The organism is Pseudomonas sp. ICMP 460 (assembly GCF_002723595.1).
GTDB lineage: Bacteria > Pseudomonadota > Gammaproteobacteria > Pseudomonadales > Pseudomonadaceae > Aquipseudomonas > Aquipseudomonas kitaguniensis.
In genome coordinates, this window is sequence record NZ_LKBR01000057.1 from 213499 (window position 1) to 228740 (window position 15242).

A 15242-nucleotide genomic window follows, 5' to 3' on the forward strand; every position below is an offset into this window, starting at 1 on the left:
TCTAACGCGCCGGACGCACTTAAAAAAACATACACCAATAATAATCGCATCAAATGCGATGATGAATTCGCGTCGCTGAGGAGTGGGCTTCCATGAACGAAGACTTTTGGAAGGATAAGTACCCCGCCGGGATTGCTGCACAGATCAATCCAGACGAGTATCCAAATATTCAGGCGGTACTGAAACAGTCCTGCCAGCGCTTCGCCAACAAACCGGCTTTCAGCAACCTGGGCAAGACAATCACCTACGGTGAACTGTACGAATTGTCCGGCGCGTTCGCCGCCTACCTGCAACAGCATACCGACTTGAAGCCTGGCGATCGAATCGCCGTGCAACTGCCCAACGTCCTGCAATACCCGGTTGCCGTGTTCGGCGCCATCCGTGCCGGCCTGATCGTGGTCAACACCAACCCGCTGTACACCGCGCGGGAAATGGAACACCAATTTAAAGACTCCGGGGCCAAGGCCCTGGTCTGCCTGGCCAACATGGCCCACCTGGCGGAAAAGGTCGTGCCCAAAACCGACGTCAAGTACGTGATCGTCACCGAAGTCGCCGACCTGTTGTCGCCGTTCAAGCGCCTGCTGATCAACAGCGTCATCAAGTACGTGAAAAAAATGGTGCCGGCTTATCACCTGCCCAAGGCGATCAAGTTCAACGACGTGCTGGCCAAAGGGCATGGCCAAGCGGTCACCGATGCCTGCCCGGCCAGCAATGATGTGGCCGTGTTGCAATACACTGGCGGCACCACCGGCGTTGCCAAGGGCGCGATGCTTACCCACCGCAACCTCGTCGCCAACATGCTGCAATGCAAGGCGTTGATGGGCTCCAACCTTAATGAAGGTTGCGAGATATTGATCACGCCGCTGCCGCTGTACCACATTTATGCCTTCACCTTTCATTGCATGGCGATGATGCTGATCGGCAACCACAACGTCCTGATCAGCAACCCTCGCGATTTACCGGCGATGGTCAAGGAACTGTCGAAGTGGAAGTTCAGCGGCTTTGTCGGCCTGAATACCTTGTTTGTCGCGCTGTGCAACCACGAAGGCTTCCGCAAGCTGGATTTCTCTGCGCTGAAAGTCACGCTGTCAGGCGGCATGGCGCTGCAATTGGCGGCGGCCGAGCGCTGGAAAGCGGTGACCGGCTGCAGCATTTGCGAAGGTTACGGCATGACCGAGACCAGCCCTGTGGCGACGGTCAACCCGATCCAGCACATTCAAATCGGCACCATCGGCATTCCGGTGCCGTCGACTGTGTGCAAAGTCATCAGCGACGATGGCGTCGAGTTGGCGTTGGGCGAAATTGGCGAGCTGTGCGTCAAAGGCCCGCAGGTGATGAAGGGCTACTGGCAGCGCGAAGAGGCCACCGCCGAGATCCTCGACAGTGAAGGCTGGTTGAAAACGGGTGACATTGCGATCATTCAGCCGGACGGCTTTATGCGCATCGTCGACCGTAAAAAAGACATGATTCTGGTCTCCGGTTTCAACGTTTACCCCAACGAACTGGAAGACGTACTGGCCACCTTGCCGGGCGTGCTGCAGTGCGCCGCCATCGGTGTACCGGACGACAAGTCCGGCGAACACATCAAGATCTTCATCGTGGTCAAGCCGGGGGCTACCCTGACCAAAGACCAGGTGATGGAGCACATGCGCGCCAATGTCACCGGCTACAAAGTGCCCAAGGTTGTGGAATTTCGGGATGCATTGCCGACGACTAACGTGGGCAAGATTTTGCGTCGTGAATTGCGCGATGAAGAGCTCAAAAAGCTCGGCCTGAAAAAGTAAGCCGATCAAGCTGCAATCCATTTTGGGAGGGCGCAGTCCCCTCCCACAATGATCGTTCCCACGCAGAGCGTGGGAACGATCAGCTCGCGTGGGAAAGATCAGCCCGCTGCAGTTGGGTCTACTGGGCCAGGTGCGCGAAGCTCACGCCGGCGCCAGCCGGGCGCACGTCCTTCAGGAACGAGTCCTTGTCTGCACTCAGCTCCAGGGTGATTTCCGGGCTGCGCTTGCCTGCATTGCGCACCACCAGCCCTTCAAGTTTTTCACGCAGGAACGCCGTCGGCACCTTCAGGTGCAGCAACTGGTCGGACTCGGCGTTGTGCATCAACAAGTGAATCCACTCGTATTGGCCAACCGAAATACGCCCCACCGGCAGGTCAAACCACCAGATATTGCGTTTGCGGTCCAGGTCGGTGAAGTGGCAATTGTTCATGCCGAGTACGGCACCGCCCAGTTCCTGGTTTCTGCGAGCGATGGCCTGTGCTTTATTGAGTTTCATAACCTTCCTACGGGATCTGTTATTCAGCGTTATAGCCTGAATGTGCCGCGCATTCTCGTGGGTTGGCTGCAAAACATAAAGCCAAACCTTCTACTTGCGATGAAATGCCCGCTGAAAAATAATTGAAACTCTGCTGAACGGCCTCGGGTCAATCTTTAGGTAGTGACCAAAAACCTTAGATTGTTCTTTCGGAGAAATACCATGAGCAGCACATCTGACAAGGCAAAAGGCTTAGCGAACGAAGCTGTCGGCAACATCAAACAAGGTGTCGGCAAAGTCACCGGTAACGACAAACTGCGTGCCGAAGGCGTGGTTCAGGAAAAGAAAGGCGAAGTGCAGAAAGCAGTCGGCGATACCAAAGATGCCGTGAAAAAAGCTACCAAGTAATTCTGAATCGCTGGCTGGTGTCACGCAGCCCGACGGCCATCCATCGATGGCCGTTTTTGTGTCATCTGTTGCAGTTAAAGTTTCGAAATTGTTTCAAGGTCGCTAAATGGGCTACCTTGGTGTAGAAAACGGCCCCTGAGTCGCCGATGAACCCGACCTTTTTGCGGCGAAAGGAGACGCTATGATTTTTCCGGTGTTACAAGGCCTCAAGCTGCACAAAGTGCTGGTGCGCACCGTTACAGAGTTTCTCGATGACGAGATGCCCACCTATGCCTCGGCACTGGCCTACCAGATGCTGTTCTCATTATTTCCTTTCCTGCTGTTTTTGATTGCCCTGATCGGGTTTTTGCACCTGCCGGACTTTTTTACCTGGCTGCGCCTGCAGTCGGAGTTAGTGCTGCCACCGCAGGCGCTGGAACAGGTCAACCCGGTCATCGATCAATTGCAGCAATCCAAGGGTGGCCTGCTCTCGGTGGGTATCGTCATCGCGTTGTGGACCGCTTCGGCGGGTGTGCGCTTGATGATGAGTGCGATGAACGCCGCTTACGACGTGGTCGAAGGTCGGCCGATTTGGAAGCGTTTTCCGCTGTCGGTTTTTTATACCGTCGGCATTGCCGGCATGCTGCTGGCTGCCGCTGCGTTGATGGTGCTCGGCCCGCAAGTGATGGAATGGCTGGCCGGGCAAATCGGCATGCAAGAATTCGTGGTCACCTTGTGGACCATCCTGCGCTGGCCATTGATCGTGATTTTGCTGATGTTTGCCGTGGCATTGATGTACTACGTGATGCCCGATGTCGAGCAAAAATTTCGCTTTATCACCCCAGGTTCGGTGCTGGCCGTGGTGGTTTGGATCGTCGCTTCGCTGGGCTTCGGCTATTACGTAAAAACCTTCGCTGACTACAACGCCATGTATGGCAGTATCGGCGCGATTATCGTCTTGCTCTTGTACTTCTATATTTCTGCCGCCGTGCTGTTGCTGGGCGCAGAGATGAATGCCGTGATCGAACACATGTCGGCTGAAGGCAAGGATGTAGGCGAAAAAGAGTTCGACCAGAACACCCACACGGATGAAAAACAGCACGTCTCAGGCCTTGGCCGAGACCCTACCAAGCCCACTACTGACGAAGTCTGATCGATGATCCGTGAAATCCTGAAAATGGGCGATGAGCGCCTGCTGCGTATTGCTGCACCGGTTCCGCCGGAAATGTTCGACAGCCCTGAACTGTGGCAGTTGATTGACGATATGTTCCAGACCATGGAGCACGTCGGCGGTGTCGGCCTGGCCGCACCGCAAATTGGCGTCGACCTGCAACTGGTGATCTTTGGTTTCGAGAGCAGTGAGCGCTACCCGGACGCCCCGGCAGTGCCGCAGACTATTCTGATCAACCCGCTGATCACACCGCTCAGCCCGGTGCTGGAAGAAGGGTTTGAAGGGTGTTTGTCGGTGCCGGGTTTACGCGGTGCCGTGGACCGTTATCAGCAGATTCGTTACGAGGGTTTTGACCCCAAGGGCGAGCCGATCACGCGCGTTGCCGAGGGGTTCCATGCGCGAGTGGTGCAGCATGAGTGCGATCACCTGATTGGCCGGTTGTACCCGTCGCGGATTACTGACTTCAGCAAGTTCGGCTTTATTGAGGTGATGTTCCCGGACATGGACCCAGCGGCTGACGAGTAACTGCCTGCCCAGCGAACGCGCTTTGTGTGGGAGTGGGCTTGCTCGCGATGCAGACAACTCGGTGACCCTGATGTACCGAGGTGCCTGCATCGCGGGCAAGCCCGCTCCCACACAGGTTTATATTCGCCCCCTCTATTTAGCCGGTTTCACAAACCGCAGCGTCATCCGGTCCGACTCACCAATCGCCACATACCTGGCCTTGTCCTGCTCGCCCAACGTCAACGTCGGCGGCAACGTCCAAACGCCGGCGGGGTAGTCTTTGGTGTCTTTCGGGTTGGCGTTGACCTCACTCTGCGCGGCCAGCGTGAACCCGGCATCGGTCGCCAGTTTCACCACTTGGGCCGTGGTCAGGTAACCGCTGTCTTTTATGGCCGCAAGGTCTGCGCCGTCTTTGGCACGATGATCTTCCACGCCCAACACGCCACCCGGTTTCAGCACCTGGTAGAACGCAGTGAACGTGGCGCTTGCAGTGTCGGCCGCCACCCAGTTATGCACATTGCGAAAGGTCAGCACGGCGTCGGCCGAAGCTGGTTTGCCGAACACTGGCGCTTTGGGGTTGAACTCAACCACGTGGGCCTTGGCATAACGCGCCGGGTCGGCGGCGAATTTCTTTTTCAGTGTTTGTTCGGAATTGCTCGCGGCCTGCACAGCGGCGATGTAATGCCCGTGATCCTTGAGCAATGGCGCCAGCACTTCGCTGTACCAGCCGCCACCGGGGGTGATCTCGATGACCGTTTGTTGGGCGCGCAAGCCAAAAAACTGCAAGGTCTGCTGCGGATGCCGATAGCCGTCGCGCGCGCTGTTGGCCGGGTCGCGCCAACTGCCGGCGAGCACGCTGGCATAGTGCTGGTCGGTTATGGGTGTGTCGGCTGCCTGGCTGAACATTGGGGCGAGAAGGGCGGTGAGGGACAGAGCTGCAAAGGTCGCTTTCATGATCATCCAAAAAGTGGGCCGCTGTGCCACCGAGGCTAGCATGCGCGCTCTGTCTGCCGATCACACATTATCCAAGGTCTACCTTACTAAACGCTCTAAGCCCATCGCGATCATTGGCTTGTTGCGTTTATAGCGCGCCCACCGTTCGCTGAGCGATTGCGGTAATAGCGTGTCCTGCGTGAAGCCCATGCGCTGATACAGACCTTCAGGGTCCGGATGGCACAACAGCCACAGCGTACCGTCCACACTGGCCGCGGCCTGCGTGATCATGCGCGCTGCCACCCCTTGGCCGCGATAGGCCGGGTCGACAAACACCCCGGTCAGCCACTGGCCGCCCACCACCGGGCTCAGGCACAGGCCGGCCACAATTTGGCTGTCGCGAGCCACCCATAAACGCCCGCCTTTCATGGCCTTCATTGACGAATCATGGCTGCGGTAAAACTTGTTCAGCAGCGGCCACAGCGGCTCTGCCAGCGGTTCGATGTGCAGTTCGGGCATGGTCTTCAAGCGAGCGTTATCAAGGGCCAAAGATTATAAGCGCCTTCTGCCCGGCAATAGGTGGTATACCCACTGCTACATCCCCCTGCAAGTGGAGCATGCATCATGGCCAAAGGTATGGATTCAAAGAAAGCCGCGAAGAAAAAACCGGCAAAGACCGCCGATGAAAAACGCGCCGACAAGAAGACCAAAAAGGCCGAGACAGGCCTGTTCGGCCACTGAGTAACACGGTTGGAACCCAACCATCTGCAAGATTTTCCCGCCTCACTGCTCAGAGCAGAAACCACCTGCTCTGAGCGACCGATTACCCATCAACGGCCACCCGGTTGCTGTTGATCGCTTGAAAACCCTTCCCGTATCCCTCTGCCGCCATCGGCACAGTGTTGAAAAAGCCGCCTGACTAGTGGTCTTGCATAGCGCATGGGCCTGTCTATGCTCACCCATAACTGTAGATAACGTTCAGCCCATACAGCGTTTCGGATGTTGTGTGCCGTTACAGGTTTGTCAGCACTGTCCAAAATATGAATGGAATCCGCCTTCCGGGCGCCGGGAATCAAGGGTGATCTGACCATGTTTAGCCGCCATCACAAATCCGACCTGCAACAAATCGAACGTTTTTCCTGTGCCCTCACCGAGACCAACGCCAAACTCGCCGCCATCAGCCGCTCCCTGGCGATGATCGAGTTCGACCGCAATGGCGTGGTACTCGACGCCAATGACAACTTTTGCAAAGCCATGGGCTACAGCGTGGACGAGGTTCGCGGCAAACATCATCGGCTCTTTTGCGACGAGGCTTACACCCACACCGAGGCCTACACCCAGCTGTGGCGCGACCTTGCGCGGGGCGAGGCATTCAGCGGCACCTTCATGCGCTTGAACAAGCGCGGCCAGGAAGTGTGGCTCGAAGCCAGCTACCTGCCGGTGCTGGGCAGCGACAACCACGTGCAAAGCGTGATCAAAATAGCCTCGGACATCTCCGCACGGGTTCACCATGAGCATGAAAACCAGAGCCTGATCGACGCCATCAGCCGCTCCATGGCGGTGATCGAGTTCACGCCTCAGGGCCAGATTCTCAACGCCAACGAGAATTTTCTGAGGACGGTGAATTACTCACTGGATGAAATCATTGGCCAACACCACAGTATTTTCTGCCCACGCAGCGAAGTCGAATCCCCGGCTTACAAGGCATTTTGGGCCTCGCTCAACCGCGGTGAATACCACTCCCATCGTTTCGAACGTAAAAACAAATACGGCAAAACGCTGTTTCTGGAAGCGTCTTACAACCCGATTTTCGACGCCAGTGGGCGCCTGTACAAAGTGGTGAAATTTGCCACTGACATCACCGACCAAATCACTACGTTGCGCACCGCCGCCGATTCTGCCCACGCCACCTCAGTGCAAAACGATGCCTGCGCACGCAAAGGCTCGGAGGTGGTGCAGCAAACGGTGCAGATCATCGAAGAAATTTCCCACGACCTGAACCATGCCGCACAGAGCATCGACGCGGTAAACAAGCAATCGGACATCATCGGCACCATCGTGCAGACCATCCGCGGCATTGCCGAGCAAACCAATATGCTCGCGCTCAATGCGGCCATCGAAGCGGCGCGGGCAGGCGAGCATGGGCGCGGGTTCGCGGTGGTAGCCGACGAGGTGCGCAGCCTCGCGGCGCGCACCAGCCTGGCCACCGTCGAGATTGTGGAGGTGGTGCGCAAAAACCACGACCTGTCGTTGAGCGCGGTGTCGAGCATGCAGTCGAGCCTGAACCGCACGGGGCTTGGGGTGGAGCTGGCGAACGAAGCGGGGCAGGTGATTCTGGAGATCCAGGAAGGTTCTCGGCACGTGGTGGATGCGATCAGTCAGTTCAATTCGACCTTGCAACTGCAATAGTCTTGCTTCGGCTCGCTGTCGACGAATGCCTGGCAGCGAGCCTTGGCGCCCCGTTTACGCATTCAGACGAACCCTACAGAGCTGCCCCCCAAGCGCTACGTATAAACACTCAGGTTATTTCACTGAGTGGGACGAACTATGAAGTTGCAAGGTGCCTTATTCCTGTCGTTATGCATGCTGTCGGCTGGCGTGGTTGCAAACGATGCGGTGTTGAACAAAATCCGCGAAAACAAACAATTGGTGATCGGTTATCCAGCGGAAGCCCTGCCGTTCTCTTATCAAGCCCTGGCCGGCGAACCGGTGGGCTATTCCATCGATTTGTGTCGGCGTATCGCCAATGACCTGAAGCAGAGCTTGAAGCTTGATGAGCTGGCCTTGAGCTTCAAACCCTTGCGTTTCAAAGACCGTATCGCGGCCGTCAGCAGCGGTGCGGTGGACCTCGAATGTGGCTCAACCACCCATACGCTGGAGCGTGAGAAGCAGGTCGATTTCAGCGTTTCAACTTTCGCCGCCTCGATTAAAGTGGTCAGCAGGGTCGGCGAAAAGCTCGACACCTTGCAGCAACTCAATGGCCGATCCGTGGTGATTGTTGACGGTACCACCGTGGGTGAGGTGGTTAGGCAGCTTGAACAGCGCGAAGGCTGGAGCCTTAAAAAAGTGCATGCCAGGAACCTGGCCGAGGGCTTCAAGTTGTTGGTCGACAAACAGGCCGATAGCCTGGTGTTTGATGAAGTGGTGGTTGCCCCGCTGATGGCGAGCGCCGCCGAGCCTGCGCGTTATCAGTTTCTGCAGGAGGTGCTGGTGGTTGAGCACCTGGCGTTGATCATGCCGAAAAATAACCCCGGCTTGAAACGTAGGGTGGACACCACCCTGAAGGGCTTGATGGCATCAGGGGAAGCCAAAACACTCTACGTGAAATGGTTCGAGTCGCCGATTGTGGCCAAGACGCTGAACTTGAATGTGCCGTTTTCGGCCGAGATGAAGCAGATGTTCAGCGCCCCAACGGATCAGCCAGGCAAGCTGTTGTAAATATTGGTTGAGCAAGGGTGGCCGGTCTGGCGCCACCCTTCAACGGCTACGGGTTCAGAGCGCGGCCAGTGTTTGTTTCAGCGCTTGCGCCTGTGGGTCAGCGGTTTTCGCAGCTACCTGCTGTTCTTGTTGCTGCTTCACGCGTTCGGCGACTTGCTTGGCAATCGCGTCCTGTTTTTCCTGCGGCATTGCCTGCACTTGTACCTCAGTCAACCCCTGTTCCTTGAGCAGTTGCTCGCGGATGCGCTCGGCCGGGGACAGCTTCATGTAGTCGCTGAAGTCGGTGCGCGCGGTGCTGGTGGCCGAACCGGTTGCCGGTACCTCCGTGGTTGCCGTGGCCGCCGCCGTCGTGGCTTGCAACTGCACGCGGGTTTTAGCGAACGCTTCATCGATGCGATCGCCGGCCTTGTTCAGGTCCTTCTGTGCGATCGGCACGCTGATGCTTTGTTGCGCCGCCTGCACGGCACCGCTGTACAACGTACTGGCGGCGGCATTGGCCGGGTCCATGTCGGAGCGCTTGAGCTTTTCGATCGTCGACACGGCTTGAGTGTTGTTGTTAACCAGCATGGTCGGTCACCTGCGAATATGTTCGGTAACACAGTTCGAGCAAATAGCATGCCGGGCGCCAGACTCCCGGTTTTATTGAGGACGGCGTGACCGTCGCGGCAACTATTGTCGCGCAGGCGGCCAACCCTTGCCGTCAGTGGGCGATATTTTCCAACGCCAGGTTACGCGTACGCGGCCCGAACCAGCTGATGGTGATGATCACGATCAACATGCTGCTGGCGATAAATGCCAACACGCCCGGGGTGCCCAGATGTTCGAGAATAAAACCGATCAATAAACTGCTGAACACCGTGGACAAGCGGCTGAACGAATAGCAAAACCCCACCGCCCGCGCGCGGATATTGGTCGGGAACAATTCGCCTTGGTATGAGTGATAACTGAAGCTCAGCCAGGCGTTGCAAAAGGTGATCATCACCCCGCAAATCACCAGCCCCACTGCCGTGGTTTGCAGGGCGAACAGGCTGCCGAAAATCATCGAGCCCATGGCCGAGCCGACGATTTGCCATTTGTTTTCAAAGCGGTTGGCCACCTTCACGAACAGCAACGGCCCGAGTGGGTAGGCGAGGGTGATGATAAACGCGTACATCAAGCTATGGGTGACGCTGAGGCCCTGGCCCGAGAGCAGCGCTGGCAACCAGTTGCCGAAGCCGAAAAAACCGATGGCCTGGAACACATGGAACACAATCAGCATCAATGCCCGGCGCCGGTAGGGCGGTTGCCATATATCGGCAAAACGGCCGCTGCTGTGCACGCTGACGGCTTCGGGTTCCGGCTCATCCAAGGGCTTGCCATGGTCTTTTTGGCAACGCGCTTCCAAGGTGTCGACGATGTGCCCGGCTTCATCAAAACGGCCTTTTTGCGCGAGCCAGCGCGGTGATTCCGGCAGGCGCTTGCGCAGTTGCCAGATAAACAGCGCAAACACCGCACTGCTCAGCACCACCCAACGCCAGCCAGAGATCCCGAAGGGCGCTTGGGGCACCAGCCACCACGACATCAACGCCACCGAAGGCACCGACAAAAACTGGATGAAAAACGCAAAGGCAAAGGCCGAGCTGCGCATGCGCTTGGGCACCAGTTCCGACAAGTAGGCGTCGATGGTTACCAGCTCGATACCCAAGCCGATGCCGACCAGAAAGCGCATGCAGATAACGCCCAGCGCGGACGTCTGGATGCCCATCAGCACCGTAGCGATCGTGTACCAGATCAACGCAAAGGTAAAAATCGCCCGCCGCCCGAAACGGTCGGCAATCGGGCTGAGCAAGCTGGCGCCGAGGAACAGGCCGAGGAAGGTCGCCGAGGCAAACGCTGCCTGGTCGGAGAAGCCAAATACGCCCTCGCCGCCGGTGTGGAAAATCCCGTCGCTGATTAAACCGGGGCTGATGTAAGCGGTTTGGAACAGGTCATACAGCTCGAAAAAGCCGCCGATCGAGAGCAATGCCACCAGGCGCCAGAGGGTGGCGACGGCGGGCAGGCGGTCAATGCGCGCGCTGATGTGCGCGGCACGGGTTGGGTCGATGCCGTCCATGGCAGAGGGAGTGAGTGTCGACATGGGAAACCTTCGGTCAGGTGCACATTGGACGTTTCAAACCAAACCAAACCAGAACGGACCGCGTGGCCTTGCGGCTTGGCGCTGGGAGCTTATCACTGCTTTTTTAATTGTAACCACATAATGCGAAAAACAACTACGCAGTAGCACGGAGCCTGCATCGGCGTACGCGGCAGAGTGTGGCAACCATCCACACGCTTTAGAGGCGTGGTGTGTGCTGGTCCATCGCCTGGCCCACCAGCAATACGCTCAGCTCGCTCAGTTGGTGAATCGCCAAGGCCACATCGCGGTGTTTTCCGGTGAGGTCATCAGACAGGTCGAGCAACAAGGTGCGCACCGAGCACACGGTTTCGTAGCTGTTGATCAGCAACGTCTCAGTGGTTGTGTCGGGGGTGACTGTGAAAAGCGTGGTTGGCGGGCTTTCAATTTCTGTGATCATGGGGGAGGCTCGCGCACTAAGGTTGACCAAGCGTCAGGCAACTAACACCCTATCACCGAGAAATTCAGCGACCGGCGAACCTTAGTGGCTCGCCCCCCCAGGGCGAAAGCCGGTGGGGTCCGACGTAAGCGTAGGCAAAGGAGCAAGGTGTTTACCGTAATGTCAGATTCGTCCTACTGGCGTCCTACGCTCGCCTGATCCTTCCCACGCGGAGCGAGGCAATCAGCGGCTCAAGTACTCTCGCGCACCTGCAACTCAAACCCCATGTCTACCACCGGTCTGGCGATTTTGTTGCCTGCCATGATCGTCAGCAAATGCTCCGCCGCGCGCCGCCCAATCGCCTCACGCGGCGTGCTGATACTGCTCAGGCGCGGCACCATAAATGCTGACGCCGGCAAATCGTTGAAGCCCAGCACCGCCACCCGCTCCGGCACGCTGATGCCGTGGCGCATGGCTTCGAGCAGCGCACCCTGGGCCAGGTCGTCGTTGCCGAAAAAAATCGCGTCCACGTCCGGGTGGGCGGCCAGCAGTTGCAAAAACAGCTCGCCACCCAGACCGACTGAGGACGGGCGCGGTGTCAGCAGTTCCAGCGCCGGGTCATACAGGCCGGCGTGTTGCAGCGCACGGCGAAAGCCTTCACCGCGCAGCAGCGTGCGTTGGTCCAGCTGCGCGCCGATATACGCCAAGCGCTTGCGCCCACGCGAGAGCAAATGCGCCGCTGCCGTCTCACCCGCATTCAACTGCGAGAAACCCACGCAGTTCACGCCGGCGTTGGGGTCCAGGTCCATCATGTACACACACGGCACATTGCTCGCTTCGACCATCCGTCGCGCGCTTTCGGTGCGGTCAAACCCGGTCAGCAGCAAACCGCGTGGCTGGTAGGCCATGTAGTTGCGCAGCAGGTTTTCTTCTTCGTCGCGCGAATAGTGAGAGTTGCCGATCAGCACTTCGAAACCTTTGGGCCGCAGCACTTGATGGATAGCTTCGAGGGTTTCGATAAACAGCAGGTTGGATAACGAGGGCACCAACACCACCACCGAGTGGCTTTGCGCCGACGCCAGGGCGCGGGCGGCGGGGTTGACCACGTAGTTGAGTTCGGCGGCGGCCAGTTGCACTTTTTCCACCAGCTCGGTGGCCACGGTGCTGATGCCACGCAAGGCGCGGGAGGCGGTAATTGGGCTGACGCCGGCCAGGCGGGCGACTTCATTAAGGGTAGGGCGACCGGTAGTGCGCGTATTTTTATCGTTCTTGGAGGTCATCAGGCGGCTTGCCAAACAAAAATCGAGGCACTAAGGTAGCGCTGTCTCCAAATGGCTGCAAATACTTGAACGTTGGGTTGCCTGATCCGGTTCAAATGATTGGAGAGGATGCACGCGTCACTCCATAAAAATGACAAGACGGCGCGGGAAAAGCCTGTTTTTGCACGCGTCTTACCGCCTGCAAAGGTAGCGCTATCTGCGTCCTGAGGTGTTTCATGAGTCAACCTGTTACCGCCCTGGTCATCATGGGTGTTTCCGGCTGTGGCAAGTCCAGCGTCAGCGAAGCCCTGTGCCACCTGAACGGCGCCACCGCGATTGAAGGCGACAGCTTTCACCCCGCCGCGAACATCGAAAAGATGAGCGCCGGCCACCCGCTTAACGACGACGACCGTGCCGGCTGGCTCGACATCCTCTGCGATGAATTGCGCCGCGCGCTCAAGGCCGGTGAACACCCGGTACTCACCTGCTCCGCGCTGAAAAAGAAATACCGCGACCACCTGCGTGAAGCTGCGCCGGGCCTGGGCTTTGTATTCCTGGAGTTGACCCGTGCCGTGGCGGCCGACCGCGTGTCGCATCGGCCCGGCCATTTTATGCCGGCCAGCCTGATCGACAGCCAGTTCGCCACCCTGGAATCGCCTGTGGGCGAGCCGCTGACCCTGGCGCTTAACGCCAGCGAAGACAGCGTCGAGGCGCTCGCTGAGCAAACCAATGCCTGGTGGCAGCAACACGGTTTTGAACCATCCAAATAATTTTTTGCCGGAAAAGATAGCGCTATCCCCGGCGAAAAATTGAATACCCGCTTTAATAACAACAACAAACAGGAGAGACCCCCCATGTTTGGCATGTCCCACGAGTCCTACCTGCTGCTAGATGCAGTGGTTACTATCATCGGGCTGATCGTCCTGATCACCAAGTTCAAGGTTCACCCGTTCATTGCACTGATCATTGCGGCCGGCTTTCTTGGCCTGACCTCGGGCATGCCCGTTGACAAGATCATCAAGGCCTTCCAGGACGGTTTCGGCGGGGTGCTCGGCTTTGTCGGCATCATCCTCGCGCTGGGCACGATGCTCGGCAAGATGATGGCCGAATCCGGCGGCGCCGATCAGATCGCGCAGACCCTGATCCGCGCCTTCGGCAAGGAAAAAGTCCAGTGGGCCATGATGTTCGCCGCGTTCCTGGTGGGCATTCCGTTGTTCTTCGAGATCGGCTTTGTATTGCTGATCCCGCTGGTGTTTATCGTTGCGCGGCGCACCGGCGTATCGCTGATTAAAATCGGTATCCCGCTGCTGGCCGGCCTGTCGGCGGTGCATGGCCTGGTGCCGCCGCACCCTGGCCCGCTGCTGGCCATCGGTGTGTTTGGCGCAGACATCGGCAAGACCATTCTGTACGGCCTGATCGTCGCACTGCCAACCGCTATTATTGCCGGCCCGATCTTCGGCACGTTTATCGCCAAATACATTCCAGGCAACCCGTCCCAGGAACTGGTCGACCAACTGGCCCGCGAGTCGGAACACAAAAACCTGCCGAGCTTTAGCATCACCTTGATCACCGTGCTGCTGCCGGTGTTCCTGATGCTGCTGAAAACCTTCGCCGACATCGGCCTGCCGGACGGCCACGTAGTACGTAACTGGATGGACATGATCGGTCACCCGATCACCGCATTGCTGTTGGCGTTGCTGCTGTCGCTGTACACCTTTGGCCATCGCCAGGGCATTCATTCCAAGCAGATCCTCAAGTTGCTCGACGCCAGCCTTGCGCCCACCGCTGCGATCATCCTGATCATCGGTGCCGGCGGTGGCTTCAAGCAGATGCTGGTCACCAGCGGCGTCGGCGACGTGATCGGCCACATGGCGGTGAACGCGCAGATCAACCCGATTTTACTGGCGTGGCTAGTGGCGGCGGTGATTCGTATCGCTACCGGTTCGGCCACGGTGGCGACGATTACCGGCGCGGGCATTGTGGTGCCGGTGGTGGGTTTGATTCCGGGGGTCAACCGTGAGCTGCTGGTATTGGCCACGGGCGCGGGTTCGTTGATCCTGTCTCACGTCAACGATGCCGGTTTCTGGCTGGTGAAGCAGTACTTCAACATGACCGTGGCCGAGACGTTCAAGACCTGGACGGCGATGGAGACCATCCTGTCGGTGGTGGCGCTGATCTTTATCATGCTGCTGTCGCTGGTGGTGTAACCAGCACTGCGCAAAAACAATTGTGGGAGGGGGCTTGCTCCCGATTGCTGAGTGTCAGTCACTGTATCAGGTGACTGATCCACCGCTATCGGGAGCAAGCCCCCTCCCACAAAAAGCAAAAAAAGCAAAAAAAGCATATCTGCTGTGCATGCAAACCCGCCCTTGACCTGCTTCAACCACTCAGGTCGGCTTTCAGGCCGCCGTGCTCTTGCTTTTGATCTGCTTTTGATCTGAGAAGCGCCCCGTTAAACCACGATGGCCGCACGCAGGCTTGAATCCGTGGGTAACCCGGCAGGACGCCGGGTTAGCCGCGCTGGGCCAAGGATGGCCCATCGCGGCGGCCCACGGATTCAAGCCTGTGGGCGGGCATGCCGAGCCTAAGCGAGGCACCGAGTGGTGGGGCGAGGACCTTTTGGTTACTTTTGGGTCCTTTCAAAAGTGACTCGCTGTAAAAGCCAGCCCTTTCAAGGTCTTTGATAAAATCCCCCAAAACGCCAGTCAGGGGAACGAAATCGATGTGGGCAGAAGTTCTAGCGCGGTTTGAGAAAAAAGC

General features: G+C 57.9%; 15 protein-coding genes and 2 pseudogenes. 9 read left to right on the top strand and 8 right to left on the bottom strand.

Annotated features, from left to right (window positions below; genetic code table 11):
- Positions 1–92 precede the first annotated feature (92 nt).
- Positions 93–1784, top strand: a complete 1692-nt coding sequence (fadD1, locus tag AO240_RS24855; protein ID WP_099240044.1) for a long-chain-fatty-acid--CoA ligase FadD1 — start codon at positions 93–95, stop codon at positions 1782–1784.
- A gap of 118 nt (positions 1785–1902) precedes the next feature.
- Here fadD1 and AO240_RS24860 read toward each other — a convergent pair whose 3' ends face one another.
- Positions 1903–2280: a hypothetical protein gene (locus AO240_RS24860; RefSeq protein WP_058414424.1), complete on the bottom strand. Its 378-nt coding sequence runs from the start codon at positions 2278–2280 to the stop codon at positions 1903–1905.
- Between the two features lie 201 nt (positions 2281–2481).
- On the opposite strand from AO240_RS24860, the gene AO240_RS24865 reads away from it, so the two are divergent.
- The 3 genes from AO240_RS24865 to def all read left to right on the top strand — a co-directional run bounded on the left by AO240_RS24865 (position 2482) and on the right by def (position 4342).
- Positions 2482–2667, top strand: a complete 186-nt coding sequence (locus AO240_RS24865; RefSeq protein ID WP_058414423.1) for a CsbD family protein — start codon at positions 2482–2484, stop codon at positions 2665–2667.
- A gap of 181 nt (positions 2668–2848) precedes the next feature.
- Complete coding sequence (locus AO240_RS24870) at positions 2849–3799, top strand: YihY/virulence factor BrkB family protein (RefSeq protein WP_099240046.1); 951 nt, start codon at positions 2849–2851, stop codon at positions 3797–3799.
- A gap of 3 nt (positions 3800–3802) precedes the next feature.
- On the top strand, positions 3803–4342 hold the full coding sequence (def, locus tag AO240_RS24875) for a peptide deformylase (RefSeq protein ID WP_058414421.1): 540 nt from the start codon (positions 3803–3805) through the stop codon (positions 4340–4342).
- A 132-nt stretch (positions 4343–4474) separates the two neighbouring features.
- Here def and AO240_RS24880 read toward each other — a convergent pair whose 3' ends face one another.
- Both AO240_RS24880 and AO240_RS24885 read right to left on the bottom strand, forming a co-directional pair.
- Positions 4475–5275: a class I SAM-dependent methyltransferase gene (locus AO240_RS24880; RefSeq protein ID WP_099240048.1), complete on the bottom strand. Its 801-nt coding sequence runs from the start codon at positions 5273–5275 to the stop codon at positions 4475–4477.
- Between the two features lie 78 nt (positions 5276–5353).
- Positions 5354–5773, bottom strand: a complete 420-nt coding sequence (locus AO240_RS24885) for a GNAT family N-acetyltransferase (RefSeq protein WP_099240050.1) — start codon at positions 5771–5773, stop codon at positions 5354–5356.
- Between the two features lie 570 nt (positions 5774–6343).
- Between AO240_RS24885 and AO240_RS29445 the strand changes: the two are divergent.
- The 3 genes and pseudogenes from AO240_RS29445 to AO240_RS24895 form a co-directional block, all read left to right on the top strand.
- Positions 6344–7120: pseudogene (locus AO240_RS29445) on the top strand (PAS domain-containing protein); the annotation flags it as partial.
- A gap of 120 nt (positions 7121–7240) precedes the next feature.
- Positions 7241–7663: pseudogene (locus AO240_RS29450) on the top strand (methyl-accepting chemotaxis protein); the annotation flags it as partial.
- Between the two features lie 138 nt (positions 7664–7801).
- Positions 7802–8692 (top strand): amino acid ABC transporter substrate-binding protein, encoded by an 891-nt coding sequence (locus AO240_RS24895; protein WP_099240054.1) that lies wholly within the window; start codon positions 7802–7804, stop codon positions 8690–8692.
- A gap of 54 nt (positions 8693–8746) precedes the next feature.
- On the opposite strand, the gene AO240_RS24900 is transcribed toward AO240_RS24895, so the two are convergent.
- The 4 genes from AO240_RS24900 to AO240_RS24915 all read right to left on the bottom strand — a co-directional run bounded on the left by AO240_RS24900 (position 8747) and on the right by AO240_RS24915 (position 12506).
- Positions 8747–9259 carry a hypothetical protein gene (locus AO240_RS24900; protein ID WP_099240056.1) on the bottom strand — a complete coding sequence of 171 codons (513 nt, stop codon included), beginning with the start codon at positions 9257–9259 and terminating at the stop codon, positions 8747–8749.
- Between the two features lie 133 nt (positions 9260–9392).
- The gene (locus AO240_RS24905) at positions 9393–10808 is read right to left on the bottom strand and encodes an MFS transporter (protein WP_099240058.1); all 1416 of its coding nucleotides are present in this window, start codon (positions 10806–10808) and stop codon (positions 9393–9395) included.
- Between the two features lie 196 nt (positions 10809–11004).
- Entirely contained in the window at positions 11005–11244 is a 240-nt protein-coding gene (locus tag AO240_RS24910; RefSeq protein ID WP_099240060.1) for a DUF6124 family protein, read from the bottom strand.
- A gap of 230 nt (positions 11245–11474) precedes the next feature.
- The gene (locus AO240_RS24915; protein WP_177445865.1) at positions 11475–12506 is read right to left on the bottom strand and encodes a LacI family DNA-binding transcriptional regulator; all 1032 of its coding nucleotides are present in this window, start codon (positions 12504–12506) and stop codon (positions 11475–11477) included.
- 212 nt (positions 12507–12718) lie between these two features.
- On the opposite strand from AO240_RS24915, the gene AO240_RS24920 reads away from it, so the two are divergent.
- Together AO240_RS24920 and AO240_RS24925 are read left to right on the top strand one after the other, a co-directional pair.
- Positions 12719–13252, top strand: a complete 534-nt coding sequence (locus AO240_RS24920; protein WP_099240066.1) for a gluconokinase — start codon at positions 12719–12721, stop codon at positions 13250–13252.
- An 84-nt stretch (positions 13253–13336) separates the two neighbouring features.
- A complete protein-coding gene (locus tag AO240_RS24925; protein WP_099240068.1) occupies positions 13337–14689 on the top strand; it encodes a GntP family permease in 1353 nt (450 codons plus the stop codon).
- 304 nt (positions 14690–14993) lie between these two features.
- Here the strand turns inward: AO240_RS24925 and AO240_RS28765 are convergent.
- Positions 14994–15242 (bottom strand): hypothetical protein (locus tag AO240_RS28765; RefSeq protein WP_218244401.1); only part of this gene is annotated, 249 nt, incomplete at its 5' end.